General features: G+C 60.7%; 30 protein-coding genes and 1 tRNA gene. 10 read left to right on the top strand and 21 right to left on the bottom strand.

Annotated elements, in window-relative coordinates:
• Positions 1-40: 40 nt before the first annotated feature.
• Together rpoH and BHMPCIPO_RS29980 are read right to left on the bottom strand one after the other, a co-directional pair.
• Entirely contained in the window at positions 41-949 is a 909-nt protein-coding gene (gene rpoH, locus BHMPCIPO_RS29975; protein ID WP_173520468.1) for an RNA polymerase sigma factor RpoH, read from the bottom strand.
• A gap of 212 nt (positions 950-1,161) precedes the next feature.
• Positions 1,162-2,190: an RluA family pseudouridine synthase gene (locus BHMPCIPO_RS29980; protein ID WP_173520469.1), complete on the bottom strand. Its 1,029-nt coding sequence runs from the start codon at positions 2,188-2,190 to the stop codon at positions 1,162-1,164.
• A gap of 29 nt (positions 2,191-2,219) precedes the next feature.
• Here BHMPCIPO_RS29980 and BHMPCIPO_RS29985 point away from each other — a divergent pair, with 29 nt between their 5' ends.
• Entirely contained in the window at positions 2,220-2,603 is a 384-nt protein-coding gene (locus BHMPCIPO_RS29985) for a hypothetical protein (RefSeq protein WP_173520470.1), read from the top strand.
• Positions 2,604-2,607: 4 nt separating this feature from the next.
• The gene (locus BHMPCIPO_RS29990) at positions 2,608-3,444 is read left to right on the top strand and encodes a TrmH family RNA methyltransferase (protein WP_173520471.1); all 837 of its coding nucleotides are present in this window, start codon (positions 2,608-2,610) and stop codon (positions 3,442-3,444) included.
• 103 nt (positions 3,445-3,547) lie between these two features.
• Here BHMPCIPO_RS29990 and BHMPCIPO_RS29995 read toward each other — a convergent pair whose 3' ends face one another.
• Positions 3,548-4,717, bottom strand: coding sequence for a coiled-coil domain-containing protein (locus BHMPCIPO_RS29995; protein WP_173520472.1), 1,170 nt, complete (start codon positions 4,715-4,717; stop codon positions 3,548-3,550).
• 238 nt (positions 4,718-4,955) lie between these two features.
• Positions 4,956-5,546 carry a DUF1134 domain-containing protein gene (locus BHMPCIPO_RS30000; protein ID WP_173520473.1) on the bottom strand — a complete coding sequence of 197 codons (591 nt, stop codon included), beginning with the start codon at positions 5,544-5,546 and terminating at the stop codon, positions 4,956-4,958.
• A 274-nt stretch (positions 5,547-5,820) separates the two neighbouring features.
• Between BHMPCIPO_RS30000 and chpT the strand changes: the two genes are divergently transcribed.
• Together chpT and BHMPCIPO_RS30010 are read left to right on the top strand one after the other, a co-directional pair.
• On the top strand, positions 5,821-6,465 hold the full coding sequence (chpT, locus tag BHMPCIPO_RS30005; RefSeq protein WP_173520474.1) for a histidine phosphotransferase ChpT: 645 nt from the start codon (positions 5,821-5,823) through the stop codon (positions 6,463-6,465).
• A 260-nt stretch (positions 6,466-6,725) separates the two neighbouring features.
• A complete protein-coding gene (locus BHMPCIPO_RS30010) occupies positions 6,726-7,088 on the top strand; it encodes a response regulator (protein ID WP_034806707.1) in 363 nt (120 codons plus the stop codon).
• Positions 7,089-7,403: 315 nt separating this feature from the next.
• On the opposite strand, the gene ctrA is transcribed toward BHMPCIPO_RS30010, so the two are convergent.
• Positions 7,404-8,105, bottom strand: a complete 702-nt coding sequence (ctrA, locus tag BHMPCIPO_RS30015) for a response regulator transcription factor CtrA (RefSeq protein WP_025424706.1) — start codon at positions 8,103-8,105, stop codon at positions 7,404-7,406.
• Between the two features lie 440 nt (positions 8,106-8,545).
• On the opposite strand from ctrA, the gene BHMPCIPO_RS30020 reads away from it, so the two are divergent.
• The gene (locus tag BHMPCIPO_RS30020) at positions 8,546-8,896 is read left to right on the top strand and encodes a flagellin family protein (protein ID WP_057254717.1); all 351 of its coding nucleotides are present in this window, start codon (positions 8,546-8,548) and stop codon (positions 8,894-8,896) included.
• 298 nt (positions 8,897-9,194) lie between these two features.
• On the opposite strand, the gene BHMPCIPO_RS30025 is transcribed toward BHMPCIPO_RS30020, so the two are convergent.
• Positions 9,195-9,476, bottom strand: coding sequence for a GNAT family N-acetyltransferase (locus BHMPCIPO_RS30025; protein WP_173520475.1), 282 nt, complete (start codon positions 9,474-9,476; stop codon positions 9,195-9,197).
• Positions 9,477-9,780: 304 nt separating this feature from the next.
• Positions 9,781-10,056, bottom strand: coding sequence for a CtrA inhibitor SciP (gene sciP, locus BHMPCIPO_RS30030; RefSeq protein ID WP_003527546.1), 276 nt, complete (start codon positions 10,054-10,056; stop codon positions 9,781-9,783).
• Between the two features lie 490 nt (positions 10,057-10,546).
• Between sciP and BHMPCIPO_RS30035 the strand changes: the two genes are divergently transcribed.
• The 3 genes from BHMPCIPO_RS30035 to BHMPCIPO_RS30045 all read left to right on the top strand — a co-directional run bounded on the left by BHMPCIPO_RS30035 (position 10,547) and on the right by BHMPCIPO_RS30045 (position 13,055).
• Entirely contained in the window at positions 10,547-11,296 is a 750-nt protein-coding gene (locus BHMPCIPO_RS30035) for a helix-turn-helix transcriptional regulator (RefSeq protein WP_173520476.1), read from the top strand.
• Positions 11,297-11,589: 293 nt separating this feature from the next.
• Positions 11,590-12,843 carry a tRNA 2-thiouridine(34) synthase MnmA gene (gene mnmA, locus BHMPCIPO_RS30040; protein ID WP_173520477.1) on the top strand — a complete coding sequence of 418 codons (1,254 nt, stop codon included), beginning with the start codon at positions 11,590-11,592 and terminating at the stop codon, positions 12,841-12,843.
• A 135-nt stretch (positions 12,844-12,978) separates the two neighbouring features.
• Positions 12,979-13,055: transfer RNA gene (locus BHMPCIPO_RS30045), tRNA-Met, on the top strand.
• Here BHMPCIPO_RS30045 and BHMPCIPO_RS30050 read toward each other — a convergent pair.
• From BHMPCIPO_RS30050 to BHMPCIPO_RS30060, 3 genes are all read right to left on the bottom strand, one after another.
• On the bottom strand, positions 13,012-14,613 hold the full coding sequence (locus BHMPCIPO_RS30050) for a recombinase family protein (RefSeq protein WP_173520668.1): 1,602 nt from the start codon (positions 14,611-14,613) through the stop codon (positions 13,012-13,014). The two genes, BHMPCIPO_RS30045 and BHMPCIPO_RS30050, sit on opposite strands and share 44 nt — an antisense overlap.
• Positions 14,614-14,879: 266 nt before the next feature.
• A complete protein-coding gene (locus BHMPCIPO_RS30055) occupies positions 14,880-15,269 on the bottom strand; it encodes a hypothetical protein (RefSeq protein ID WP_173520478.1) in 390 nt (129 codons plus the stop codon).
• A gap of 210 nt (positions 15,270-15,479) precedes the next feature.
• Positions 15,480-15,734, bottom strand: coding sequence for a hypothetical protein (locus tag BHMPCIPO_RS30060; protein ID WP_173520479.1), 255 nt, complete (start codon positions 15,732-15,734; stop codon positions 15,480-15,482).
• 133 nt (positions 15,735-15,867) lie between these two features.
• Between BHMPCIPO_RS30060 and BHMPCIPO_RS30065 the strand changes: the two genes are divergently transcribed.
• Both BHMPCIPO_RS30065 and BHMPCIPO_RS30070 read left to right on the top strand, forming a co-directional pair.
• Complete coding sequence (locus tag BHMPCIPO_RS30065) at positions 15,868-16,428, top strand: hypothetical protein (RefSeq protein WP_173520480.1); 561 nt, start codon at positions 15,868-15,870, stop codon at positions 16,426-16,428.
• Positions 16,429-16,476: 48 nt separating this feature from the next.
• Complete coding sequence (locus BHMPCIPO_RS30070; protein ID WP_173520481.1) at positions 16,477-16,662, top strand: hypothetical protein; 186 nt, start codon at positions 16,477-16,479, stop codon at positions 16,660-16,662.
• Here the strand turns inward: BHMPCIPO_RS30070 and BHMPCIPO_RS30075 are convergent, their stop codons facing one another.
• From BHMPCIPO_RS30075 to BHMPCIPO_RS30125, 11 genes are all read right to left on the bottom strand, one after another.
• Positions 16,663-17,058 carry a hypothetical protein gene (locus BHMPCIPO_RS30075; RefSeq protein ID WP_173520482.1) on the bottom strand — a complete coding sequence of 132 codons (396 nt, stop codon included), beginning with the start codon at positions 17,056-17,058 and terminating at the stop codon, positions 16,663-16,665.
• 347 nt (positions 17,059-17,405) lie between these two features.
• Complete coding sequence (locus BHMPCIPO_RS30080) at positions 17,406-19,034, bottom strand: terminase large subunit (RefSeq protein ID WP_376741735.1); 1,629 nt, start codon at positions 19,032-19,034, stop codon at positions 17,406-17,408.
• A 34-nt stretch (positions 19,035-19,068) separates the two neighbouring features.
• Positions 19,069-19,488 carry a phage terminase small subunit P27 family gene (locus tag BHMPCIPO_RS30085; RefSeq protein WP_173520484.1) on the bottom strand — a complete coding sequence of 140 codons (420 nt, stop codon included), beginning with the start codon at positions 19,486-19,488 and terminating at the stop codon, positions 19,069-19,071.
• Positions 19,485-19,838: a hypothetical protein gene (locus BHMPCIPO_RS30090; RefSeq protein ID WP_173520485.1), complete on the bottom strand. Its 354-nt coding sequence runs from the start codon at positions 19,836-19,838 to the stop codon at positions 19,485-19,487. The genes BHMPCIPO_RS30085 and BHMPCIPO_RS30090 overlap by 4 nt, the downstream gene beginning before the upstream one ends.
• Positions 19,839-19,943: 105 nt before the next feature.
• Positions 19,944-20,285: a phage head closure protein gene (locus tag BHMPCIPO_RS30095; RefSeq protein ID WP_173520486.1), complete on the bottom strand. Its 342-nt coding sequence runs from the start codon at positions 20,283-20,285 to the stop codon at positions 19,944-19,946.
• Positions 20,285-20,569, bottom strand: coding sequence for a head-tail connector protein (locus BHMPCIPO_RS30100; RefSeq protein WP_173520487.1), 285 nt, complete (start codon positions 20,567-20,569; stop codon positions 20,285-20,287). The genes BHMPCIPO_RS30095 and BHMPCIPO_RS30100 overlap by 1 nt, the downstream gene beginning before the upstream one ends.
• A gap of 65 nt (positions 20,570-20,634) precedes the next feature.
• On the bottom strand, positions 20,635-20,856 hold the full coding sequence (locus BHMPCIPO_RS30105; RefSeq protein WP_173520488.1) for a hypothetical protein: 222 nt from the start codon (positions 20,854-20,856) through the stop codon (positions 20,635-20,637).
• 37 nt (positions 20,857-20,893) lie between these two features.
• Positions 20,894-21,232 carry an HNH endonuclease signature motif containing protein gene (locus BHMPCIPO_RS30110; RefSeq protein WP_173520489.1) on the bottom strand — a complete coding sequence of 113 codons (339 nt, stop codon included), beginning with the start codon at positions 21,230-21,232 and terminating at the stop codon, positions 20,894-20,896.
• 33 nt (positions 21,233-21,265) lie between these two features.
• Positions 21,266-22,765, bottom strand: coding sequence for a phage major capsid protein (locus tag BHMPCIPO_RS30115; protein ID WP_173520490.1), 1,500 nt, complete (start codon positions 22,763-22,765; stop codon positions 21,266-21,268).
• A complete protein-coding gene (locus BHMPCIPO_RS30120) occupies positions 22,762-23,967 on the bottom strand; it encodes a phage portal protein (protein ID WP_173520491.1) in 1,206 nt (401 codons plus the stop codon). Before BHMPCIPO_RS30120 ends, BHMPCIPO_RS30115 begins: the two co-directional genes overlap by 4 nt.
• The gene (locus BHMPCIPO_RS30125; RefSeq protein ID WP_173520492.1) at positions 23,954-24,388 is read right to left on the bottom strand and encodes a hypothetical protein; all 435 of its coding nucleotides are present in this window, start codon (positions 24,386-24,388) and stop codon (positions 23,954-23,956) included. The genes BHMPCIPO_RS30120 and BHMPCIPO_RS30125 overlap by 14 nt, the downstream gene beginning before the upstream one ends.
• Positions 24,389-24,486 lie beyond the last annotated feature (98 nt).

Consider the following 24,486-nt stretch of genomic DNA (forward strand, 5'->3'; position numbering starts at 1 on the left):
TCATGGCGCTGCCGCGCCACCGTAAGGGACGCGAGGGGCCTTATACGGCGCCTTCGACGACCCGCAAGGCGTTGGCGCGCTCGAGAGCGGCCTTGCGCACGGCGTCCTGGACCTTCTCGAAGGCACGCACCTCGATCTGCCGCACGCGTTCGCGGCTGATGTCGAATTCGGCCGAAAGATCCTCGAGCGTCAGCGGCTCCTCGGTCAGGCGGCGCGCCTCGAAAATGCGGCGCTCGCGGTCGTTCAGCACCTTCATCGCATTGGCGAGCAGCGCCCTGCGGCTTTCGAGCTCGTCCTGCTCGATCAGGATTTCTTCCTGGTTGTCGTGGTCGTCGACAAGCCAATCCTGCCACTGGCCGGCATCGCCCTCACTCGCCTTGATCGGCGCGTTGAGCGACGCGTCACCGGAAAGCCGGCGGTTCATCGAAACCACTTCGTCCTCGCTCACCTTGAGCGTGGTGGCGATTTCTTTGACCTGTTCGGGCTTCAGGTCGCCTTCATCCAGCGCCTGGATCTTGCCCTTGAGGCGACGCAGGTTGAAGAACAGCCGCTTCTGATTGGCGGTCGTGCCCATTTTCACAAGCGACCATGAGCGCAGGATATATTCCTGGATCGCCGCCTTGATCCACCACATCGCGTAGGTCGCGAGCCGGAAGCCGCGATCGGGCTCGAACTTCTTGACGGCCTGCATCAGGCCGACATTGCCTTCGGATACGACTTCACCGATCGGCAGGCCATAGCCGCGATAGCCCATCGCGATCTTGGCGACGAGGCGAAGGTGACTGGTGACCAGCTTGTGCGCCGCGTTGCGGTCGTCATGTTCCTGGTACCGCTTGGCGAGCATGTACTCTTCCTGCGGTTCCAGCATCGGAAATTTGCGGATTTCGTCGAGATAACGATTGAGGCCACCTTCACCAGCGGCAATGGTCGGCAAATTGTTTCGGGCCATAGAAGCACCCCCCTTTAATCGTCTCCGGCTTCCGGTCGGCAAGCCGGGCATGTGGGTCTTCGTCAAGACCCCACGAGCCTAGAAAATAAGTACGGCGAAAGCATGATTCAAGGACTCCGGTTTCACCAAACTGTGACGCCGGGTGACAGGAAGTCACGAACAGAGACTAAGCCTTAGATTGGAATCCTGACAGCAGAATTCAAGGGGCGCGCTCACACTTCGCCGCGCAAGGCCTCGATCAGTTGCTCCATGTCGGCCGGCACAGGCGCTTCGAAATGCATGGTTTCGCCGGTCGTGGGGTGCTCGAACTGCAGCATGAAGGCGTGCAGGGCCTGGCGGTGGAATTGATTGACGACGGCCTTGGCCGCATCCGGCAGCAAATTCGCCTTGGTGCGGAAGGCGGCGCCGTATTCCGGGTCACCGATCAGCGGATGGCCGATATGGGCCATGTGCACGCGGATCTGGTGCGTGCGCCCCGTTTCGAGGTGGCATTCCACGGTTGACGCCAGGCAGGTGCCATCCGGCTTTTCGAGATAGCGCTCGACGACCTCATAATGGGTGATCGCCTCGCGGGCATCGTCGCTGTCCTCGCGCTTGACCGCGCGTTTGGTCCGGTCGCCGGCGCGCCCGAGCGGCGCGTCGATCGTCCCCTTCAACTGCCGCGGGCGCCCCCAGACGACGGCGCGATAGGCGCGTTCGAGCGGACCGGTGCGGCCATGGTCGGCAAACTGCTCCGAGAGATGGCGGTGCGCGGCATCGTTCTTGGCGACGACCATGACGCCGCTCGTCTCCTTGTCGAGGCGATGGACGATGCCCGGGCGCTTGACGCCACCGATGCCCGACAGGCTGCTGCCGCAATGGTGGATCAGCGCGTTGACCAGCGTGCCGGTCCAGTTGCCGGCGCCAGGATGCACGACGAGGCCGGCGGGCTTGCAAAGCACGATCAGGTCGTCGTCCTCGTAGAGCACGTCGAGCGGGATGTCCTCGCCCTTCGGCTCCGGGTCTTCGGGCTCGGGCAGATCGATCTCGAAGACGTCGCCGGGATGGACCTTCTTCTTCGCTTCCGTCACCGGCTTGCCGTTGATCGACACCGCGCCCTGTTCGATCAGGCTCTTGATCCGGTTGCGGGAGAATTCACCCGAAAGTGCGTCCGTGAGGAAGGAATCAAGGCGCCCCGTGGCATCCTCGCCTGCGGTCAGGACTTTCCTATTGGCCGTCGCTTGTTTAAAGGGGTCGTTCATTCCGTTCCAAATCCGAAAAAAGGCCAGCCATGACCGCAATCGAGCCCGATGACCAGGAAGACAAGCCGCTAGATCCGGCCATGGAAAATGTCCGCCGCAAGATGGTGAAGCTTCAGCTCGTCTCGGCCGGCGTCATGTTGATCATGCTTATGGCCGTCCTTGGGACGATTGTCTACAAGCTGACACGCACGGACGCGAAGGCACCCGTTCAGGCCGCCGCTGCCGTCGTTCCGAGCGAAGCGCCGGTCAATGCGGTCGCAGCGCTTCCCGCCGGTTTCATGGTGACGAACGTGGCGCTCTCCGGCTCCCAGGTGCTCTTCTACGGCAACCTGCCGGGGTCGGAGCCGCGCGCCATCGTGTTCGACATCGGCGCCGGCCGCATCGTTGCCGACGTCACCGTCAGGACGAACTGACGACATGTCGAATGCCCTTCCGCCCGTCCAGCGCATCGATGACCCCGCCGATCCCCGGATTGCCGGCTTCGTCTCGATCAAGGAGCGCGATCTGACGGGGCGGCAGGGCCGCTTCATCGCCGAAGGCACGGTGGTGCTGCGCATGCTGGCGGCGGCGCAGGAAGCCGGGCGTGGCTTTGCGGCCGAGGCGATCCTGCTGCTCGAAAACCGGCTTTCCGGCGTTCAGGATATTCTCGAACGGTTCCCGCCGTCGGTACCGGTCTATGTGGCGGACGCGCAGGTGTTCGATGCAATCGCCGGCTTCAACATGCATCGGGGCGTGCTTGCGCTCGGCCGCCGCGACGGTGAGCCCGGCCGCGATGCATTGATCGCGTCGCTGCCCGCGTCGAGCCTCGTTCTGGCGGCCTGCGGCATCTCCAACCACGACAACATGGGCGCGCTCTTCCGCAACGCCGCGGCCTTCGGGGTCGATGCCGTGCTGATGGATGAGACGTGCTGCGACCCGATGTACCGCAAGGCGATCCGGGTCTCCGTCGGCTCGGTGCTGACGGTGCCTTTTGCGCGCGAAGGTTCGGTCGCCACCATGCTGGAGCGGCTGCAGCAGGCGGGCTTTGCGATCTGGGGGCTCTCGCCCGCCGGTGACACCGAGCTTGGCGCGATCCCGCCGGCGGCGCGCACGGCACTTCTGATGGGAACCGAAGGGGAGGGGTTGCCACAATCGGTGCTGGCCTCTGTCCACACGGCGCGCATCCGCCAGCGCCCGGGCCTCGACAGTCTCAATGTCTCCACCGCCGCGGGCATTGCCCTGCACCAGGTGGCACTGATCAACGGCCGGATCTGACCGCCCGTTCACAGGCTTACCATGACTGCAAGTGGACCGATCCCGTGACCGGGCGACCGGCGCGTGCGCCGACGGCGTCAACGGTCTGCCCGACCAACGGGCTCTATTCGCGCGGCAGCATGTCCTTCGCCCGCTTCGCCAAACTCTCGCGCTTGGCAGTGCCTTGCTCCTGCTCGTCGCCTGCCAACAGGTTGAGGATGGGCGAAGAGGGGCCTTCGTTCGTCGCCGTCAGCGCGACCATGCCGGCGGCAATTGCCGCAACCTCGTCGCGTAGAGCGTCGTCGTGGGCGGCGGATTTCGAATTGGTCAGGCGTTCCGAAAGCGCGGTGGCGCGGTTGCGCAGATCATCGGCGGCGGCAGAGCCCAGCACCTCGCCGGCCGGCTGATCGGACTGGGAGACGGAACCATTGGCGGCCCGTTCGGCGGCCGGACGGCGTTCCTTTCGCAGCGGGAAGGCGATACCGGCGGCGCGCAGGGCCTTGGCCGCATCGCGCATTTCCTGGTTGGTATCCTTCACCTTGGCCTTCAGCCGTTCGATTTCCCCTGCTCGCCGTTCGAGCGCGCTCTCGCGGTCGGCGCTGGTCGCCATCTCGCGCGCAAGCTTGTCTTCCAGACGGTGGAGCCGCGTTTCGTCGCGCGAGAGGCGCAGCTCCATTTCCTTGGCATGGGTCGTCTCGGCCTTGAGATCGCCGCGCAGGGCTTCGCGCTCATCGCGCAGCGTGGTAATCCGGCTTTTCAGATGCTCGACCTCGGTTTCGCGCGCGGCCAGACTGATCTTGAGATTGTCGATCTCGGCGGCATGCTGAGCGAGCTGGATGCCGAGCTTCTGGATCTCGTCGGATTTTCCGGCGTTGTCGCGCTCGACGTTGTCGAGCGTTGCCTTCATCCGTTCCAGGCGCTGTTCGAACTGTCGGATGGCGGAGCGCATGTCGGCCGCTTCGACGTTCATGTCGGCAAGCTGCGCATGCAGGTCGGCATTCTCGCCGCTGAGGCGCCGCGCCTCTTGCAAACTCTTCTCGTTGGCCAGCATCAGCGACACGCCCTTGTCGCGCTCGCGTTTCAGGGCCTGCTGCATGCGCGCGTTTTCAGCGGCATAGGCCGCGCGGGCAGCGTCTTTCTGTGCGCGCACCTCCTGCGGGCTGAGCGGCATGGTGGCCTTCAGTCGATCTTCGGCAAAGCGCACGATGCGGCGGTGGATCGCCGGAGCGACCAGCAGGACGATGATGATCGCCGTCAGAAATCCCAGGGCAAAGAGAAGCGCGAATTGGATCACGAGCTGGCCGTTTCAAATCTGTATCGGAACCGCAGCGCCTGCCGGGCCTCGCGGTCCGGCAGGCGCTGCGCATTTCGCTTCATTGCACTAAACATGACGTTTCGTGCGCTGCAAGTGTCTGGCGCGGGATTTTGCCCGCGCTGACCCGACTACAGCGCCGCGCGCTGTCGCACTTTAGATCTGCTGCATAAATTTGCCCTTAAATCGATGCCGATTTAGGGGGGTATGCAGTAGGGCCTCAGAAGGGGTTCCAGGTGGGGGTTTGGGTCATCTTGAGATAGCCGACATTGATGCCGAGCCGTGCGCCGATGCCGGTGCGGATCGGAACGACGACAATCTGCTCGTCGGTCAGAACCGTCATGCCGACGCCGGCGACGACATAGGCCGAACCGGAGACGCCGCCGAAGCGCTTGTAGAGCGCTGGCACGCTCGGCAGATTGTAGACGAGCATCATGGCGCGGCTGCCCTGACCGCCCCAGTCGATGCCGAGCGAGGGGCCTTGCCAGAAGACGCTGTGCTGGCCGGCGTTCTTGGTATTGAGTTCGCCTTCGCCATAGGTGAGGCCGGCGATGAATGCGCCCGAGCCTTCCTGCCCGAGAATGTAGCCGTTCGGCAGGCCGTAGCGCTCGAAGGCGCGCTCGACGACTTTCGCCAAGCCGCCTGATGTTTCGCCGAAGAAACCGTGACCGGCATCGACGATTTCCTGCATCGTATATTGGCTGTTGTTCGCAGATTGCGCATGCGCCGTCCCTTGGGCAGCGGCGACCAGGAACACCGTGGCCAGGAATACACGGCAGGCCTGCTTGGCTGCCTTCATGATCTGATGCATCGTTTCCTCCGTCAGGCGCGAATGTTGCTCGCTTGCGGGTTTGCAGTGGCCGCCAGTCAGATCACTGCGCGGCCAGTGAAGGGTCTGGACCATTTCCATGCAATTTGAACCGATGGTCTTAACAATCGGTTTACCAAATGTGGTGTCATTATGATCCACTGATGAACGGCTGCGCCGGGCAGCCCGTGGCTTGCGTCTTTTCGCATGAGGCTTTACCGGCGTCACGATGGCGCGTGCCCCCAAGGGCGGGCGGCGGAACCAACAAGGATACACGATGGCAACGAATCCGAACCTGACATTGACGGGACCCGATCTGGCCGCGCTTCTGTGCAGCCGGGTTTGCCATGACATCATCTCGCCGGTCGGCGCCATCAACAACGGCCTGGAACTCCTGGACGAGGGCGGCGCCGACGCCGATGCGATGGACCTGATCCGGACCAGCGCGCTCAACGCATCGGTCCGCCTGAAGTTCGCCCGCCTCGCCTTCGGCGCATCCGGTTCGGTCGGAGCCTCGATCGACACCGGCGAAGCGGAGAAGGCCGCCAAGGATTTTGCGGCGGCCGAGAAGAAGACCGAGGTCAACTGGCACGGCCCGCGCGCGATCATCGCCAAGAACCGGGTCAAGCTGCTCCTGAACCTCTTCCTCATCGCCTATGGCGCGATCCCGCGTGGCGGTTCGATCGACGTGACGCTGGAGAACCCGGAATTCGACGCCGTCTTCACCCTGGTCGCAAAAGGCCGCATGATGCGCGTGCCGCCGAAGCTGACGGAACTGCTGTCCGGCACACCGGAAGAAGCTGTCGACGCGCATTCGATCCAGCCCTACTACACCGTGCTCCTCGGCGAGGAAGCGGGCATGACGATCGAGGTTGCATCGACCGGTGAGGAGATCATCTTCACCACGCGTGTTGCAGCCTGAGGTTTCATTTTCGACGGCAACCGTTCCATATTTCGACGTGCAAATACGGGCGATCCCATGCGCTGGCGCGGGTTCGCCGCCCGTTACGTTCCGTTTCTCGCACATTGTCCGTTTCTGGAAACTTTAATCTTTTCAGATGGTTGACGTAGCGAAGAAAGGCAACGTTAAGCAAACTCCGTAACGAATTCTTTCCCAAATTTGTATAGAGTTGTTTCAAGCCTGCGAGTACGCGTATAGGTAAGTTGTGAAGGGAGTTGGACATGCGGCGCTTGATGATTGCCGACGGCTCGGATGTCGTTCGGAAGGTTGGGAAACGTATCCTGTCCGGCATGGGCTTCATGGTCTACGAAGCGTCGAACAGCCTCGAGGCGCTCGTCCGCTGCGAGGCAGAGCTCCCGAACATCCTGATCATCGATGCCGGCTTGGAAGGCGCGCTCGAGCTCATCGGCAACATCCGGCGGCTTCCGAACGGCCCGTCGGTCCGGATCTATTATTGCGTCGTCGAGGCGGATCTGAAGAAGATGATGGCCGGCAAGCGGGCCGGCGCCGACGACTTCCTGCTGAAGCCTTTCGACCGCAAGATCCTGACCAGCGTTTTCGCCAGCCAGTCGATGGCAGCCTGAAATCGTCCCGCTCGCAAGTAGCCTATGAAATGAAGCCGTGGTTCGTGCCGCGGCTTTTTCGTGTTTGCAGCCGGCCGTCTTTCCCATTCGTCCCGATCCCGGCTTCGATGCTGCTGACGGCGACGGCATACAGCGCCTCGCGCTCTCCGAGATTCGCTGCTTGCGCTTCAAGCTTTTGCTTTTTCGTCTGGCGTTACCGCAAGACCGCTGGGCGCTTTTGCGCGGCCTACTCTAGAAACAACAAAACCCGCGCGCGGCGGGTTTTGTGAACTTCCGGGCCCGCATCATGCGGGTCGTGCAGGCCCTTTACGGGTGTCAGGCAGTTTCGGCGTATTCAGCACCGTCCGGCTCGCGCAGCACGTAGCCGCGGCCCCAGACGGTTTCGATGTAGTTGGCGCCGCCGGCGGCGTTTGCAAGCTTCTTGCGCAGCTTGCAGATGAAGACGTCGATGATCTTCAGTTCCGGCTCGTCCATGCCGCCATAGAGGTGGTTCAGGAACATTTCCTTGGTCAGCGTCGTGCCCTTGCGCAGCGAAAGCAGCTCGAGCATCTGGTATTCCTTGCCGGTCAGGTGGACGCGCTGTCCGCCGACTTCGACCGTCTTGGCATCCAGGTTGACGATCAGCTCGCCCGTGGAAATGACCGACTGGGCGTGACCCTTGGAGCGGCGGACGATGGCGTGAATACGGGCGACCAGTTCATCCTTGTGGAAGGGCTTGGTCATGTAGTCGTCGGCGCCGAAGCCCAGGCCGCGGACCTTGTCCTCGATGCCGGCCATGCCGGAGAGAATCAGGATCGGGGTCTTCACCTTGGAAAGTCGCAGCGTTCTCAAGACTTCATAGCCGGACATGTCCGGCAGGTTGAGGTCGAGAAGGATGATGTCGTAGTCATAAAGTTTGCCGAGATCGACGCCTTCTTCACCGAGGTCGGTGGTGTAGACGTTGAAACTCTCGGACTTGAGCATCAGCTCAATGCTCTGAGCCGTTGCGCTATCGTCTTCGATTAGTAGAACCCGCATATTCTTCCCCTTTTCCGCCGCCCAAGGTCGTCGTGGCACCCTTACGCGATACGGATCCAGTCGTTGCCTGATTTGGAGGCTGCCACCAAATGGTTAACAAATTCTGATTCCCTCTGGCAAGGTGTATCGAGATTGTTAAATATTTTTAGCAGTCTCCTGATTTCAAACGTGAATCCAGAACGGCCAATCTCATGTGAAACATGAAGAAATTCCGCTATCTGACTCTTCCGACTCGTTAATGCCGGGGCGGTCACATTTCGTGCCTCAGCATTTACGGAGCCTTAAATCATCGCGCCTATGATTAACGATGCCCGTAAACGAAAGGTTACCAGCGGTAGGCTTTTGTTAATATCGCTGAAGATTTTTCGTTTCCGGCCCGTTCGGGCCGGCTTGCGGGCAAATCAGTAACCGGGGTCTCGTTATCCACGGGAGTATTGCGTATGAAAGCACGTGAGAGCCTTGTCCGCCTGAAGGAGTTTCAGGTTCGCGAGAAGCAGCGTCAGCTGAACCAGCTTCAGATGATGATGGCTGAGTTCGAGCGGATGACCAAGGATCTGGAAAATCAGATTATTTTCGAGGAAAAGAAGTCGGGTATCTCCGATCCCCAGCACTTCGCCTATCCCACCTTCGCCAAGGCCGCACGTCAGAGAGCCGACAATCTTCAGGTTTCCATTCGCGAACTGAAGGCGCAGCAGGATGCTGCCGAGCTCGCGCTCGAAGAAGTGCAGGCTGAATACGCGAAGGCGGCGGCCCTCGAAGAGCGGGACACATCGACCCGCCTGCGGGCATAAGCTGCGGCTCCTGCGCCTCGATCGGGCGCAGCCAAGCCGCAAGGCCTTGATCTGACGGACGATTTGACCCCAGGTCGGTTCCGGTCCGGGGGATTCCGTGCGCTGGTCAGGCAGGTAACCCGTTTCGGGGCAGATATTTTCAGCCTTGTCGGATCATGCCGTTGGCATGACCCGATCCGGCACGATCGTGACAAGACGAAGAGACCCGCCCGACGCTTTGGCATTCGGGCGGGTCTTCTCATTTTGAGATCAGGGAGCTTGTTGAGGTCAGGACAGGCGGCAGGCTCTCAGTCTTGTCTCATCCCTGGATGACATCCTGCCATTCGGGATGCCGCATGGCCTGCGCCTTCATGAAGGGACAGAGCGGGATGATCTTCCAGCCACCCTTGCGCGCCTCGTCGATCGCGTGTTTGGCCAGCGCCTGGCCGACACCCTTGCCGCGCAGCGCGTCCGGAACGAGGGTGTGATCGACGATGATCAATTGCGGCGAGGTGCGCGAATAGGTCATTTCCCCGGTATGTCCCTCGACAACGGTCGAGTAGCGGCCGTGCGATCCAGTTTCCTCGTGCGCGATTTCCATGGCAGACTTCCTTGGTGAACCGGTTTCTTTGTGCGGAAGCTAACGCAGAAATCCGGAAATCGGAATCCGTCAATCCACTCGCGCTGATACACACACTGTTCGCGAAACGGCACCAATCCGGCTTTCGCCTCTGCATGTCTCCTTAAATCGACCTCGATTTAAGGACGAAGACATGTAGAAATCAAAGTTCTACAGCGGCCTTTGCGCGTTTGATAAAACGCGCGGCCTGTGGAGGCCGAAACGACGGCGGCGGCTCCGGGGAACCCGAAGCCGCCGCTCGACCTATGGCCCTGCAATGGGCGAACTAGTGGCGATACTGCTGGATGCGAGTGGTACGCAGGCCGGCAAGACCATGATCGTTGATCGAGGACTGCCAGGACAGGAATTCTTCGACCGTGAGGGTATAGCGTTCGCACGCCTCCTCAAGGCTCAACAGGCCACCGCGCACGGCGGCAACGACCTCTGCCTTGCGGCGGATCACCCAGCGCCGAGTATTGGCCGGCGGCAGATCCGCAATCGTCAGAGGGCTGCCATCGGGGCCGATGACATATTTTACGCGTGGTCGCATCATTTCGGTCATGGGACTCTCTACACAAACTCAAGACCATATGACCGAGACCTTAGCCTGCCACATTTAACATTTACCTAAGCAGCAAGTAACAATTTGCTCATAATTTGAGACACTTCGGCGGGGCATCTCATCGCCGATTATCGCCGATATTCCCCCATCCATTCATGGGGGGCTTGAGCGCTGTCCTCGCGAATTGCTTTGAGAAGAGCCTGGATTATCCCGGAATTGTCATGGGAGCCATGCAATTACCACATTTCACTTTAACTAAAATTTTTGGTAACGAGGCGCCGAAATAAGGATGAGCGACGTATGTGCTCTCCCGCAATCATTCTTGGTGCATCGTCATAATTTTCACAACCGGACGCGTTGCTTGCGCGGTCAGGCCGGTGGCGACGGCTGTATTTTGTTCGTCGGGTGAAGTTCATGCTTCAGGTGATCTGAGGCGTTTTTGTATTCTCTCGACCGGGCGCGGTGGCGCCTGGGGATGTGGTGATCGCAGATGAAGGAATCGAATGAGCCGGCCTTGCTGCGCGAGGCGGACACGGCGGACATTTTTTCGGACGTCGATACGGCGGCCGTCCGGACCGAGTACGAACTTCTGCACCTCATGCGACGGCTGATCGCCCGCTATGGCTTCGGCCATTTCATGATCGCGCGCATGCCGCTGGCCGAGCAGCAGCGTTTTTCCGAGCGGCTGGTGCTCAGCAATTGGCCGTCGGAGCTCGTTCGCCAGTACGACGCCTGCGAAACCTTCCAGTCGAGCGCGCTCGTCGAGCGGCTGCGCTTTACGAAATTGCCGGTGACCGGCGGGCCGGAGCTCCTCGATATCGCTGCGAAGCCGGTGGACGAGGCCATGGTGCGCCGGCTGCTCGCCCATCCGGAGATGGCCCGCCACTTCGCCGTGCTCCTGCATACGAGCACCGGCGATCCCTTCATTGCCATGCTGTCCGGCCGCCGCGAGGCACCCTTCGGCGTCGAATGCGCCACGCTCTATCTGGCGCTGGTCCAGCTCTTCGAATGCCTGGAGCGCACCTTCGACACCGGCAATTCGGCGCGCGAGAAGCTGTCGAGCCGCGAGGTGGAATGCCTGCGCTGGGCGGCCGCCGGCAAGAGCAGCGACGAGATTGCCATTATCCTTGGCATCTCGACCTATACGGTGAGCAGCTACTTCAAGAGCGCGACCCGTAAGCTCGACGCCGTCAACCGCATGCAGGCGATCGCCCGCGCCATGCGGCTGAAGCTGATCTGACGCTGGCATGGCGCGTCTTAAAGACGCGCGGGGTCGCCGGGGCTGACGGCCGGCCTTGCCGCCGGACGGACAAGTTTCTATATGTCGCGGAACTGAAAGTGCTGCGGCGACCTTTGCGCGTCTCATCGGACGCGCGGCGCCGACTGCATGTTTCCTTTAATCGTAGCCGAGTAAAGGACAAAAACATGCAGCAACTCGAAAGTGCTACAGCGACCTTAGCGCGTCTGATCAGACGCGCGGCGCTGTAGAAGCCGAGCGTGCCGCAAGCCGAGAGTTCCTCGGCTAAGCATCGGATGAAGCGTGAAACAGGGCAGGTGAAGGATTACCGCCCGAAGGCCGGATTGGATCCCGTGAACAGTCTTGATTTTGACCGCAAGCCCGAAGATACGCGTGTCGTCGTCGCCATGTCCGGCGGCGTCGACAGTTCCGTGGTCGCCGGCCTGCTCAAACGCGAGGGCTACGACGTCTTAGGCATCACGCTGCAGCTCTATGATCACGGCGCTGCCGTCCATCGCGCCGGTTCCTGCTGCGCCGGCCAGGACATCGACGACGCGCGCCGCGTCTGCGAAACGCTCGGCATTCCGCATTATGTGCTCGATTACGAGGCGCGCTTCCGCGAAACGGTGATCAATCCCTTTGCCGAAAGCTATATCGCCGGTGAAACGCCGATCCCTTGCGTTGCCTGCAACCAGACGGTCAAGTTTGCCGATCTGCTTGCGACCGCCAAGGAGCTCGGTGCCGATGCGCTGGCGACCGGCCATTACATCCGCTCGCGCCCGAGCCCGAACCCGCGCTATGCCGGGCAGCGGGCGCTCTACCGGCCGACCGATGCGGACCGCGACCAGAGCTATTTCCTCTTCGCGACGACGCAGGAGCAGATCGACTATCTGCGCTTTCCCCTGGGGCATCTCTCCAAGGCCGAGACGCGCAAGCTCGCCGAGGAGATGGGCCTCGTCGTCGCCCAGAAGGCCGACAGCCAGGACATCTGTTTCGTGCCGCAGGGCAAGTACAGCGACATCGTCTCGAAGCTGAAGCCGAATGCAGCGCTTTCCGGCGAGATCGTGCATCTCGACGGCCGCGTGCTCGGCACCCATGAGGGCATCCTGCACTATACGATCGGCCAGCGCCGCGGCATCGGCATTGCGACCGGCGAGCCGCTCTATGTCGTTTATCTCGATGCCCGCTCGCGCCGCGTGATCGTCGGCCCCAAGGAAGCGCTGGAAACGCGCCGCGTCTATCTGCGCGACGTCAACTGGCTTGGCGACGAGGAGCTCGAAGCGGCTGCTGCCCGCGGCTTCGACTGTTTCGCCAAGGTGCGCTCCACCCGCCAGCCGGCCCCGGCTATCCTGGCGATGGACGAGGAGGGCATCTATGTGGAGCTCGCCGAGGGCGAAGCCGGCATCGCGCCCGGCCAGGCCTGCGCGCTCTATTCGGGTGTCGGCGAGGATGCGCGCGTCTATGGCGGCGGATTTATTCGCAAATCCGAACGCGAAGCGGGTGCGGAAGCGGCCTTGAAGGCGCTGCTTTCGGCGCCGGCGGCCGCCTGAAGCCCTTGATTTCCGGGCTGTTGTGAAAACTTCACATTTTCCCGGAGACTTGGCTTGACACTGGCCGGAAGCGCGCCTTATAAGCCGCCCGTCCAGTCAAGACGGCTTCCCCTTCGAAGCCCCGACGCGGTACCCGGCGGAGTAGCTCAGTAGGTTAGAGCAGAGGAATCATAATCCTTGTGTCGGGGGTTCGAATCCCTCCTCCGCTACCAACGATCTAGCCGACAGTGTGGAATCAATCAGGCTAGACAAGTATCCTTTTATTTGGATCGTGTACGGCTCTCCTTTTTCCCTTGGGTGAACGATAATGGCCGCCACCAATTGCCGGAAGGCGCTTGCCGCGCCAACGTCAACAGTGCCGGTCTTTGTTGCGACGATGTCGGCAAGATGCTCGACATTCTCCTTGAAGCGCTTCACGGCTTGCGGGTGGAGCTCGATAACGTTCGAAGGTGCCTCGCTTGCGGCGATCTCTCGCTCAAGTCGATCGCGCTCTTGACGCAAGGGCTGCAGTAGCACCGCCGCCTCGTCGTCATCGATCAGACCTTTTGCAATCCTTTCGACGATTCGCGTGATGCCGGCTTTGGCGTCTGCCAGCGCTTTCTCTGAAGTGCTGCGGTTCCGGCGTGCCTCTGCTTCGATACGGCGGCGCTCTTCGCGATAGGCTTTCACGTATTCGTCAATGATGGCCGTATCAGCGAACTGGATGCGCAAGCTGTCGAGCACCTGGCGCTCGATTTTCTCAATGTAATAGCGCGCGCCGTTTGTGCAGCTTCTGGATTCTCGATAGGTGCTGCACTGAATCCGCGGCCCGCTTCTGTCTACGCCCATGAGCGCCATGCCGCCGCCACAGCAGCCACAGCGCAACAGGCCAGAAAGCAAGCGCTTGGACTTCGGCACGTCTCGTGCTCGCGCGCCTCCTGTCGCCTCTTTCCGCGCTTGCACAGCGTCGAAGAGCGACTGGTCGACAATACGAAGGTGAGGCGCGTCTATCTCCTCGTATTCGCTTTCTGGATTGATGCGCGATATGCGGCGGCCGGTGGACGGGTCTTTCACCATATGCACGCGGTTCCAGATCATCCTGCCGGCATAGATCGGGTTGCGCAGGATGCCGTTGCCACGCTGGCCGTTGCCGTTGATTGTTGAGCCGTTCCAGCGCAGTCCACGCGGCGCAGGGATGCCCTCAGCGTTCAATGTCGCGGCAATGGTGCGCGGGGCGATGCCGGTGGCATAAAGCTCGAATATTCTCCGCACCGTCGCGGCCTCTTCCTCGACGATCTCTAGTTCGCCCTTCTTCCCAAGCACAGGGCGGTAGCCGTATGCCTTGCCGCCAGCGTTTCGACCAGAGCGCACGACGCCCACCATGCCGCGCTTTACCTTTTTCGCGCCTTCCTCGCGCTGCATCTGGCCAATGACGCCATACATGCCGATTTGGACAGTATCCATGCGCCCGCCGTTAACGCAGTTCATTTCGATGCCGCGGAACGTCAGGCTCTTGTGGATGTGGGCGAGGTCGGCGATGTCGCGTGAGATGCGGTCAGGTGCTTCCGATACTAGTACGTCGAATGCTCCCATCTCAGCAGCCTGCATAAGGCTAGAGAGACCAGGGCGGCCGAACATGGACGCGCCAGACTTCGCTCTGTCGAAGTATTCCTGAACGACCTGAAGGCCCAGCCTTTCGGCATGAGCCTTGCACAATCTGATTTGGTCTTCGACGGATTGGTCGTTTTGCAAGTCCGTGGAGTACCGTGCGTATATGATGGCGCGCCTCATGATGGGCGATTGTCGTTGGCTGCCGACGCTACCATGGCGTCAATGCGCGCCTGCCTCACGGCCAAGGCTCTAACGAAAGCCAGAAACACCTCTCGCGCAGGGGTGCCGCTATGCGAGTTGCTGATGGTTGCCAGTTGTGCGGACATTCATTCTCCTTCCTGCTGTTCGTGATGGACATAAATTAACTGAAAACACGCCGCCTCCATCAAGGGGCGCTCACGAATAAAGCCGCCGCTCCGTTGAGAGCAGCGGCCCGGAGGACACAATTAGTTTGCGGTTTTACCGGCAGCCGTTGCGGCGGCATCCGTTTCGCCGCGTTTCCGATTCACTTCTGCCAGGTCGTCGGTCGTCGGCGCCTTGCCCGTAGCACGATTGACAATCCTCTCGATGACCTCGTTGACGTGCTTTGGCTCCCATTGAAAGCCAATCTCGCCGAGAACCTCCGAATGTATTTCGCCAAGGCGATTCGAGCTGACGCCTTCATCTTCGTGAAGGCTGTCGTAACGGCTCGACAATTCCTCATCAGCAACCTGCTCAGCAAGTCGGGTCAGCAAGATCTTGGCAGTTTGATTGCGCGAATCTTCCTGATGACGCTTTGCCTTCTCGGCGCGCCATTCAGCGGTCTTTTTCAGTTCGAAAGAAAGAGTGTTGCTCATATCCATTCTCCTCATTGCTTGCAGTCAATAGAATACCGGCCAGCGCGCGTCATAAGACGGTGGTGGGCCGCGCTGGCCATGCGCTGCTCGGCCGGATTGCCGGGTGGTGCAGCAGCGCTGTAGTTGGAGCCCACGGCGCGACTCGAACGCGCATCTGTCCATTACGTCTGTCAGGATAGAAGGCCTGCGACGATACGTGGGCGAAACTCATTAGGCGCTCTGTCCGTGCACGGCCTCGTAGAACCGATCTCGAAGCGCTTGGGCGCGGCTGTGGATCTCGTACAAAGCGAAGATCACGCCGTTTGAGTCGTCATCGGACAGGTTACCGATGCTGTGCTCGAAGTTGACGACGCCCTCGATGTGCGAAACCGCGATGCGGGTCATGTGGAGCAGGCTGCAAACGTCATTCTCAAGATCCTGAACTTTGAGCTTTCTGTCTGCCTGCGGAAGCGTATGCAGTGTCATTCGTTTTCCTCGCTGCATCAAATCTGTTTTGCATAATACGCAATTGAGAAATGTAGTCAACTCCCTTTTGCATTTTACGCGAAAGAAATTTGTGCTACTTAGATGCCACCACACACCACGATGAGGAGACTGCATGGCAAGCCCAAAGGAGTTGGTTGCCGCAATAGCAAGAGAAACGGGGGTTCCTGAGGGAACGGTCATCCAGCACGACCGCAACCTAGCTCTAGCGGAGCTTCGCACAATGAGTGGGAGGGGGCGCGCAGTCGCCCGCGTCACTTTCGAGGACGCGGCAAACCTGATTATCGCCGTCGCCGGCAGTCGAAACGTCAAGGACAGCGCCAAGACGGTGCGGGAATATGCGTCACTGGCCGCGTCCGACTCCCTAGTCTTCGATGACGACGGCAAAGAGGTGAAGCGGGGCGAGACATTCGGCGATGCGCTCGCCGCTTTGCTCGAGGCAGTTCCCGCCGATCGCGATTCCTATCGCGACCCCGAACACGGCGCGGTCGACGTCTACCTGTACGGGCCGAATCCATCAGCTCGTATTGAATGGCGAGTTGGCGATAGATTCGACCGCATAGACTACCGTGCACCGAGGTCGTTGCGCACGTTCGCTGATCTGCAGTTCATTTCAAAGTTTACTCAGGTGACGATCGGGCATGTCGGCGAGCTGGTGGCAGAAGACGCTACTTGACCGCCAAATGCATTGTGGCAACCTCAATTGCAACCTGGGGGGATTTCTATGGACGATGCCGCCAAAACAGAAGCTGCAATGAAGGTCGTGCGATTGGCGCAAGAACTTTCTCAAGCGCTGGCCGAGGCGGACGATGTCGGTCTCGATATGTACGTTTCATACAGCGAGGTTAAGCTTCGCGATAAACGGCTCAAGCATGTCTTGGCGCACGCCCAGTTAGACCGCTCGGAGTGACTATCTGTCTGAGCGGTACTTGTAGGACGATAGGTCGTTCGCCCGAATCTCCACGTGGAAACGGTTCAGGCACGGATCGCCCTTCTTCCTCCCTCCAGGCGTCCCTTCGTCGCCATTGCAAAAGAAGTCGGTCTCATAAGCGAATGGCTCGTCTTTCTTGACCGAGTGCAGATACCATTCCAGCGAAAGGCCACCGCGATGGCAGCGCGGATTGACGCACCCAATCTGGGGCGGAAGGTTAGCCTTTTCGGTGTAAAGCCCAACAGTGGGCTTGCCGTCCCTGCTATGATAACCGCTGCGGTCCTGCTCTATCCGGATTTCATAGGTAGAGATGTTGGGGAACTTTCCTTGGAAGTTAGTGGGTGTACTCGCAAAGAATGGCTGTGCTTTCTTCATTGGCCACCCCTCATCTCCGCCAGTTTTGTTTCAGTTCATCGTCAAACCACGACTCGGCATCCGACCTGCATGCCGAGCTAATGGAGATCGACGAGAATCTTGCTCGGTCTGAACTCACCCCAGCCGAAGAGAGCGCCTACATTTTGCGGCGGAAGCAGATTTGGGAAGAGATGCATGGGGCCGTTGGTGGCGCAAATTGGGCCACCAACGACTTGAGGTCGGATGGGAGGTCAAAGGGCCCTCAGCATCAAAAGCGGTTCGCCGCCGAAGTCGCAGAGATAGATTGCCGAACCGTAGTTGCCTAGTCGCAGGATTACAACCGGGAATCGAAGCGGCGTCTGGTTACGTTACGCAAACGCCGCCAGGGCCTCTTGCCACCCGTCGTCGTCATAGATCGAGCCGCTACCGGCAGAATCGCCGAGAGACGCGCGCATCGTCGCCATAGCGCTTGCGACGGTTCCATCGATCGAAAGCCACTTCTTGGACTTCTTCAGGCGGACTTTGTGTCCGTGGCTATTCGTCTCGACTTCGGTGTTGGCGAAGCAGAAACGCAAGACGGGATGGCCGCCGTGCTTAAGCCGTTTTGCCACGACGGCCCGCTCAAGCTCTGCAATGGCGGGCATCATCGATAGCGCGCCTTGCCGGAACTCGATGGCTGGCAGACCGTCGTCCTGAAGATTGCTCAAGATGACGCGAGCCAACGCGGGATCGAACGCGATTTCCTGAACATCGAACTCGTCGCATAGCTCCCTGATACGAGCCTCAACGGCGCGGAAATCCACAACGTTGCCGTCGGTGGCTGTGATGAGCCCTTCGGCCGCCCACCGCACATACGGCGCCCCCGAAGCCTCCTGCCGCTCGCGTATGTTTTCGGAGGGGCAAAAGAATTCCGGCTTGATGACATAACCACCGTCACCATCTCGCCAGGCTGCAATGATGACCGATAAATCCGTAGACGAGGAGAGGTCGCAACCCAGCCAGCAAGGCTGGCCGCGGAGCTCCTCCAGGTCGATCGGCTCGGCGCCTGCGTCGTATGTCTCCATGTCGACAAATGGCGCAGCGGAATGGTCAAGCCAGGCGTTCGTGTGGAACTGCCTAAAGGCTTCCCGTTCGGCTGGGCGGCTCTCTGCCTCACGCGCCATCGCGCGTAAGCCAGCAATGTCGGGGTATGGCGGATTGCAAGACAGGCCTGGGTTGACGGCATGCCAAACGGCTTCGTCTCGCCAATCGGCATTCGGCGCCGGCTCGAAGATGATCGGCAGAAAAGACGGATCTTCGATTTCACCGCGAGCCACGCGGCTGGCGTATGAGTACGTGTCGAACGCCAAGTTTTCCTGCCCGCGGCCAGCCGTGGTTGCGATGACAAGCAGCGAGCCAGGTGTCTTGGACAGGCCAGTTCGCAACGCCTCCCACAAATCGCGGCCCTTCCAAATGTGGATTTCGTCTGCAAGGACGAACCGCGGTGTGCCACCATGCTGCGCGCCTCCGTCTGACGACACGGTTTTCAGCACGGAGTTGTCGCGCTTCAGGACGATCTGCTTTGGCGCGTTGAAAGCGTCGTTGATCTTCGTGGCTGCGACGAGACGCTTGTCGCAGCGGATGATGTCCGCGGCTTCGCGGAAACCAATTCCGGCCTGCGTTCGATCCGATGCCGCAAAGACGGATTCGCCAGCAGGCGTGTGCTCTGGGCCAATCGCCTCGAGAAGTGAAATTGCACTACTCAGCGAACTCTTCCTCGCGCCCCTAGGCAGCATCAGAAACACAGTTCGCACGATGCGGCGGCCGCGCTCGTCACGCGGGCCATAAATCTTACGGACAATGCGCTCTTGCCACGGATCCAGCACGAATTGGCGACCAGGCAACGTGCTCTTGGGGTGCTTGAGCCGCCGAAGGAACTCAACGGCCCTTTCGCCCTTCCCGAACGGATCTTCAATCGGCGAACCGTCATAGATCCAGTGCGGAAACGCCTTCGACACAAGGGCGGCATTATCGTTTGCGGGTCGTTGCAGCCTAGACCGAGAGCGGCGAGTCGTCGTCATCGTCTTCCTTATCCACGTCTGCCGTTACCCGCGCTCTCGCGGCCGGCGTAGCGCCCAATTCTGCAGCCCATCGACGGGATTCGGCCGTCGCCTCGCGCAAAGTTGCGTATGCAGGATGCCTCTTCATCTCGCCGTGACGGTCTGTGATGTAGGCGCCATCCTTCGCGATAGCCTCACGCGCTGCGGCAATGTCTCCGGCCGCATCGCAGAAGCGCTCTGCTGCGTGAATGTCGGCTGGCGATAGGACGCGGCGCTCGACCAAGATCGGCATGAGCCGTTTCCATTCAGCTCTGGCGCCGTCGTTGAAGTGAGCCGGCGGCCGCGGGACTTTCCTAATGGCATTATCTGCCGGCTTGGGGTCGGCCTTGCGGCCACGAGTATGATGGCTCACTGGGCGTCTCCCACGCCAAGCAGCCGGCGCAAGCCGCTGTCGTCGTCCTGCTCATCGTCTTGGTGCGATGGCTTAGCGGAAAGTCGGCGCAGTGCGTTTGCGCGGGTTTCGGCCCTTTCCGGCGACGCAGGTGGCATCTCGCCGCCCATCTTCGCGTATCCCTCAAGGATGACGTCGCAGACCTTGCTCGCGAACTCGCCGCGCGAATTCCACGAGATGGCTGCGAGGTCGCCAGGCTTGGCTCCCGGCACCTTCGGCGGAATCGCAATGATCTGGCCGCCATGACGCGCCAGCGCTACGCCGCGCAGCGTGGTTTCGATAGCCGGAAGGGCGATATCGGCGAATCCCATGATCGCAAAATTCCGGTCCCAGGCGACGACGCGCTGTATGTTGATTCCTAACAGTCGTATTTTCATCTTTAATTCCTTTGACTTGGTCGGTGGGCTGGCGTCGCGTCAGGTGGTGACGCCGCTCTCAGCGAGGATTTCGAGCCAGGCGCGCCGGCCATCCGGATCAGTGATGCTGCGGATGTTCCACTCTTGGCCGTCCTTCAGGATCCGCCAGTCGGTGGTTAGCGTGCGGGTCGCGGCGCTCGATCGTACCGTGATGATTGCCGGCTGCTTACCAGCCAAACGGCCGGCCATGACTTCCTCTCCACCACGCAGGAAGTGGAATTTGGCGCGGACAGATGCTTGAGTCTCGAATGGTCCGGCAATCTGGTTCCCGAAACCGTCGTCCATAAGGGTTCGGACTTGCAGTTCGATTTTGTGACGGAGCTCCCCTGCGGTGGCGGTCATCAGAAGCTCCACTCACGATGGTTCGCGATGATCTCCGACGCGTCGAGCGGTATGTCTAGAAGGTTGCCGGCGAAGGTGGTTTCCCTATGCTCCCACCAGTGGCTGGCGATCAGCAGCGTCGCCTGCACGAGCTCGTCAGGCGCTACGTAATCAGGCGCCAGAGTTCCAAGGAACGACGAGACGTAGCTGTTGGCAGCGTCGACCTTCACCTGTGCGGCTGCGTCTTCATCCGTGCCGTCGATGCGGGCATGCGCCTTGAACTGCGCAAGAGTAATCAGTTCCATTGATGGATTTCCTTTGATCTATCAATTTTGGTGGATCACGGCAGATGGCTGCCCCTTGGGGGCGATCACTTGCCGTCGGGGATCGCGCTGATGGGCATCGGCCTGACCTCGGCGACCTCAAAGCCACCGATCATGCCGTTCTCGCCTTGGGTCACGATAATCAGCGACTGAGTGAAACCGTCTGTCTTGACGCCGACTACTTGGCAGTCAGCCCAGCCGATGGTGTCGTCTTCTCGGTAGAACTTGAATTGCGCTTCGAACGGTTGCGCCAGCGATACTACGTTCATTGTCTCTCATCTCTTTTTCTCTCCTCTTTTGTTGATGTTACTTTCGCCCGAAAGAACCATCCACGGCAGCGGTCTTGCGGCCATGGCAGGTCGGGCACATTGATTGAAAGTTGCTCGGGTCCAGACGCCTATGTGGCGCTTTACGGATGCTCTCGACGTGGTCGACCAGCGTGGCACGCTCGCCGCATTCGACGCAGTCAGGGAAGCGGGCCAGGTGCTTGGCGCGTGCTTCGCGCCAGGCCGCATCGTAGCCCCTTGCCGCAGCAGTGGGCCTGGCAGCGTCGCTGGCGGCCTTTCGGGCTTTCGCGCACACGCACTGCTGGCCAGGCGGAACCACGCGACCACAGGTGCAAATACGGGGGGTCTTTCTTGGCATGGGAAAAGGGCGCCCGAAGGCGCCCTCTCAATGTTAGCCCTTGAGGGCCACGATGGCTTCCGGCAGTACCACCGACGAGCCGACACGCTTGCGTGCGTGGAACTTCACGATGCCGTTTGCGGCGCCAGTGAAATCGTCGCGCATCACGTCGAGGCCGACACGGTCAACGACGCGGAAGCCGGCAGAGAAGTCGCCGAACAACGCAGATGCGCCAACCGTGGAAGCGCCAGTCGAGTCGTGCGTCGCAAGGCCAGGAGCCTCATACACAGGCGCGCCGAGCAGACGCGGCGGAGTGCCGACTGCAAGCGAGTCAGACCAGATGGTGCCGCGCTGCGTCGAGGTGTCAGCGGCCTTGCGGATCTTGGCGATCGTGGGGCGAGACAGCAGCCAGGAGCCGTTCATGGCGTACTGCGTCGGCAAGCTGTAGTAGAGGTCGACGATGTCGGCGATGACGTCTGCGGTTTCGTTCAGACCGCCGAGCGATGCCAGAGCGTCGATAATGCCAGACGGCTCACCAGTTCCGGTGCCGGTCAGGAATGCGGTGGACTCCGCCTTGGCGAAGCCTACGGCGATGCGCTCGGCAAGAAGGCCGGCCATGTCGATGAAGGAATCTTCGAGGAGCTGGCGGCTAATCGGGACAATGACGGCGTGTTCAAAGACGTCGATGCCGACCTGCGCGAAGTCCGGTTCGTCCTCAGTGCGGGCCGCCGTTTCGCCGACCCAAGTGCCAGCAGCATCGCTATTGAGTACGGGCCAGTAAACTTTCGACGTGCCGACCGAAGTGACGCCGGCAAGCTGGCGAATGGGGTTGAGCTCGGTCAGCTTCTTGATAATGTCCGCACGGTATTCCGGCGCAACAGTGTAGCCACCTGCGGAAGGCGTGCCGACGACCAGCGTCTTGGTGTCGACGCCGTCAAGGCGGCCCGTCTTGGCCCAGTCGGAGATGGCCTTGGTGTCGAGCGGCGCGTCGTTGTCGTTGTCCGCGGTGGGGCGGTTCGCCTTTGCCTCAATGGCGTCGAGGCGCTTGGTAACGGCCTCGATGCTGTCGTTGATGGCCTTGGTGTCGATTGCAGTATTTTCCATAGAAGAAAGTTCCTTTGCAAAGGTGATACGTGCGTCCGGGTTGCATGGAACAGCAACGACCGAACATTCTTTAAGAGAAAGCTTGGAAATAAGCCGTCCGCCGCCTTTGCGTGGACTTGCTTTCTCGGTAACGAAGCCGATAGAGAGACCTTGAACGGCCTTTTCTACAATAAGGCTTCTTACTTCGGCCGCGCGCGCAACCGAATTGACTAGCAGACGGCCCTTCATTACAAGGCCTTCCGCTGTTGACTTGATTTCGTCCCATACGCCGACCGGCTCGTCGTGCTGGAACAAGAGCGGCAGGGGCGCCGCGGCACCTGCAAACGCTTTTGGCTCGATCTCGTCTCCGACTAGGTCGACGGAGCCGAAAGGCCATGCGACGCCCTCAATCGTGCCGTCTTCTGCGGCGGTCAGCGCCGCCTTGACTTCAATGCGTTCAATTTTGCTCACGCTGCATCCTTTTCTGGTTGTGGCGTGTTGTCGTTTGCCGGCTTGACCGTAATCGCGGGGTTGATGAACTCGCCGCCGCGACCGTCCGCGCGAGGTGCCATGCCAAGCCAGTCCCGGCCTTCGTCAGGTGAAAGCACCGTCGCCTGGATAAGGCTGTTGATTGCGGTCGCGCGTGCCGTGAGATCCGCCTGCGTCGTGTCGTCGACGTCGAAACGGAAGGAGTATTCGCCGCGCTCCGCATCAGAGAGCAGCGCCCTGTTAAGCGCAGACTCCATGGCCTTGAGCCACGGCATTAGCGAATACGTGATCCAGTCGCGGCCGGCGCTTTCCCAGTTCGACCAGGTCATGCGCGACAGTTCGTAGATCATCGACGGTGGCACTCGGAACGCTCGCGCGATCTGCATGTTTGCTTCCTTTAGAAGTTCCAGCGTCTGCGCATCGGCGCTCGTAAGCGCTACCGACGTGTAAGAGCCCGAGTTATCCAGAACAGCCACGCCGCCGCTCTTCTCGCCGCCGTGCGCCGCACGCCATGACTGGCCGATGCGCGTCGCCGCTTCCGCGTTGAGCTTGCCTTCAAACGACAGAATGCCGCCAGGTCGGGCCGAATTGGCGAAGAGTTTTTCGACGTGCCGCTCGATGTAGTAGGCGGTCGATATCGACTGCTTTGCCATGCTTAGCGGGCAGCGGCTAAAAGCTCCGCGAAGGTGGACAATGTCCGCCGACTTCACCTTCTTGCCGCCGATGCGGTACGAGGGCTCCTGCGTGCCTTTGGCGTCGTACTCGACAGTGATCGAGCCTGGCGTGTAGTGGATGATTTCGACAGGCTTGCCGCGCACTCTGTTAACGTAGCCAAGACCGCCTGCATCGCTCGTCAGCGCCTGGCTGGCGAGGTCACGCAGCAATTCAAAGCCGCTCGTCCATCCGTTCGCCTCGCCGGTAAGCAGGCGCAGCGCAGGAAAGTCAGGAACATCCACTTCTTGATCGCCGACACGACGCTTAACCGTGATCGGCGACGTCGCAACGGCCTCGCTGATGGCCCGAATGCACGCCTGCACAGCAGGCACGCTAAGCGCCTGACCTTGGCTGATGCCGGCGACGGTGCCGCCTGTCAGCAAGGTGTATAGCTCAGGATCGAAGCTGGCAGTCCCGGCAGGGAGAGCTTTTTGTTCGATGGGTGGTGCTTTCCTGCTAAATGGCCACACTAGGCGCCTCCTGAATTTGTTCGCAGCGCGCCTGGATCTCCGCGGCAATCTTGCCGAGCGGCAGCACGATGAATGATGCGGTGGGGATGAGGTCGGATAAGCCGGCGACGACGCGCCCAGAGCGAGCCGAGACGGACATCGCCGGAACTACGAGAAGCGCGTCAGACGGTGGCGGTTGGCTCAGATGTTCGAACGCCTGCGCAAGAGCCGTCGCCCAATCCCGCCCAGTGCGCTCGAGCTCGTAACCAACTCGCAGCACGCAAATGTCTTTCGCGCTAAACCAGCGGCGATGCTTTCGCCTTTCCGAGAAGAGCACGTCGAGATGGCGTGCCCGATGGACAACGACATCAAGCGTTGCGCGATGAAGGCCGGCAAGGTTAGCGGCCTCGGCGACCGTATAGTCGCGAGTTTCCCAGGCCATTGACGGCCTCCTTTCCGTTGAAAGATTTTGAATTGGACAAAACCAAACGGCCCGCTTGCTATGAGGTGAAGCAAGCGGGCCGCGGATCAACGCCGCGC

Origin of the sequence: Ensifer sesbaniae, assembly GCF_013283665.1 — a bacterium.
GTDB classification, from domain to species: domain Bacteria; phylum Pseudomonadota; class Alphaproteobacteria; order Rhizobiales; family Rhizobiaceae; genus Ensifer; species Ensifer sesbaniae.

What these genes read in the sequence shown, in the direction of transcription:
- BHMPCIPO_RS30125 (WP_173520492.1), bottom strand. Translation starts at nt 24,388, where the DNA reads ATGGCCTGGGAAACTCGCGACTATACGGTCGCCGAGGCCGCTAACCTT.
- BHMPCIPO_RS30065 (WP_173520480.1), top strand. Translation starts at nt 15,868, where the DNA reads ATGGCAAGCCCAAAGGAGTTGGTTGCCGCAATAGCAAGAGAAACGGGG.
- BHMPCIPO_RS30060 (WP_173520479.1), bottom strand. Translation starts at nt 15,734, where the DNA reads ATGACACTGCATACGCTTCCGCAGGCAGACAGAAAGCTCAAAGTTCAG.
- BHMPCIPO_RS30000 (WP_173520473.1), bottom strand. Translation starts at nt 5,546, where the DNA reads ATGCATCAGATCATGAAGGCAGCCAAGCAGGCCTGCCGTGTATTCCTG.
- BHMPCIPO_RS30090 (WP_173520485.1), bottom strand. Translation starts at nt 19,838, where the DNA reads ATGGGATTCGCCGATATCGCCCTTCCGGCTATCGAAACCACGCTGCGC.
- BHMPCIPO_RS29980 (WP_173520469.1), bottom strand. Translation starts at nt 2,190, where the DNA reads ATGAACGACCCCTTTAAACAAGCGACGGCCAATAGGAAAGTCCTGACC.
- chpT (WP_173520474.1), top strand. Translation starts at nt 5,821, where the DNA reads ATGGCAACGAATCCGAACCTGACATTGACGGGACCCGATCTGGCCGCG.
- mnmA (WP_173520477.1), top strand. Translation starts at nt 11,590, where the DNA reads ATGAAGCGTGAAACAGGGCAGGTGAAGGATTACCGCCCGAAGGCCGGA.
- BHMPCIPO_RS30095 (WP_173520486.1), bottom strand. Translation starts at nt 20,285, where the DNA reads ATGACCGCCACCGCAGGGGAGCTCCGTCACAAAATCGAACTGCAAGTC.
- BHMPCIPO_RS30050 (WP_173520668.1), bottom strand. Translation starts at nt 14,613, where the DNA reads ATGAGGCGCGCCATCATATACGCACGGTACTCCACGGACTTGCAAAAC.
- BHMPCIPO_RS29990 (WP_173520471.1), top strand. Translation starts at nt 2,608, where the DNA reads ATGTCGAATGCCCTTCCGCCCGTCCAGCGCATCGATGACCCCGCCGAT.
- ctrA (WP_025424706.1), bottom strand. Translation starts at nt 8,105, where the DNA reads ATGCGGGTTCTACTAATCGAAGACGATAGCGCAACGGCTCAGAGCATT.
- sciP (WP_003527546.1), bottom strand. Translation starts at nt 10,056, where the DNA reads ATGACCGAAATGATGCGACCACGCGTAAAATATGTCATCGGCCCCGAT.
- BHMPCIPO_RS30035 (WP_173520476.1), top strand. Translation starts at nt 10,547, where the DNA reads ATGAAGGAATCGAATGAGCCGGCCTTGCTGCGCGAGGCGGACACGGCG.
- BHMPCIPO_RS30110 (WP_173520489.1), bottom strand. Translation starts at nt 21,232, where the DNA reads ATGCCAAGAAAGACCCCCCGTATTTGCACCTGTGGTCGCGTGGTTCCG.
- BHMPCIPO_RS30025 (WP_173520475.1), bottom strand. Translation starts at nt 9,476, where the DNA reads ATGGAAATCGCGCACGAGGAAACTGGATCGCACGGCCGCTACTCGACC.
- BHMPCIPO_RS30105 (WP_173520488.1), bottom strand. Translation starts at nt 20,856, where the DNA reads ATGAACGTAGTATCGCTGGCGCAACCGTTCGAAGCGCAATTCAAGTTC.
- BHMPCIPO_RS30055 (WP_173520478.1), bottom strand. Translation starts at nt 15,269, where the DNA reads ATGAGCAACACTCTTTCTTTCGAACTGAAAAAGACCGCTGAATGGCGC.
- BHMPCIPO_RS30070 (WP_173520481.1), top strand. Translation starts at nt 16,477, where the DNA reads ATGGACGATGCCGCCAAAACAGAAGCTGCAATGAAGGTCGTGCGATTG.
- rpoH (WP_173520468.1), bottom strand. Translation starts at nt 949, where the DNA reads ATGGCCCGAAACAATTTGCCGACCATTGCCGCTGGTGAAGGTGGCCTC.
- BHMPCIPO_RS30100 (WP_173520487.1), bottom strand. Translation starts at nt 20,569, where the DNA reads ATGGAACTGATTACTCTTGCGCAGTTCAAGGCGCATGCCCGCATCGAC.
- BHMPCIPO_RS29985 (WP_173520470.1), top strand. Translation starts at nt 2,220, where the DNA reads ATGACCGCAATCGAGCCCGATGACCAGGAAGACAAGCCGCTAGATCCG.
- BHMPCIPO_RS30020 (WP_057254717.1), top strand. Translation starts at nt 8,546, where the DNA reads ATGAAAGCACGTGAGAGCCTTGTCCGCCTGAAGGAGTTTCAGGTTCGC.
- BHMPCIPO_RS30075 (WP_173520482.1), bottom strand. Translation starts at nt 17,058, where the DNA reads ATGAAGAAAGCACAGCCATTCTTTGCGAGTACACCCACTAACTTCCAA.
- BHMPCIPO_RS30010 (WP_034806707.1), top strand. Translation starts at nt 6,726, where the DNA reads ATGCGGCGCTTGATGATTGCCGACGGCTCGGATGTCGTTCGGAAGGTT.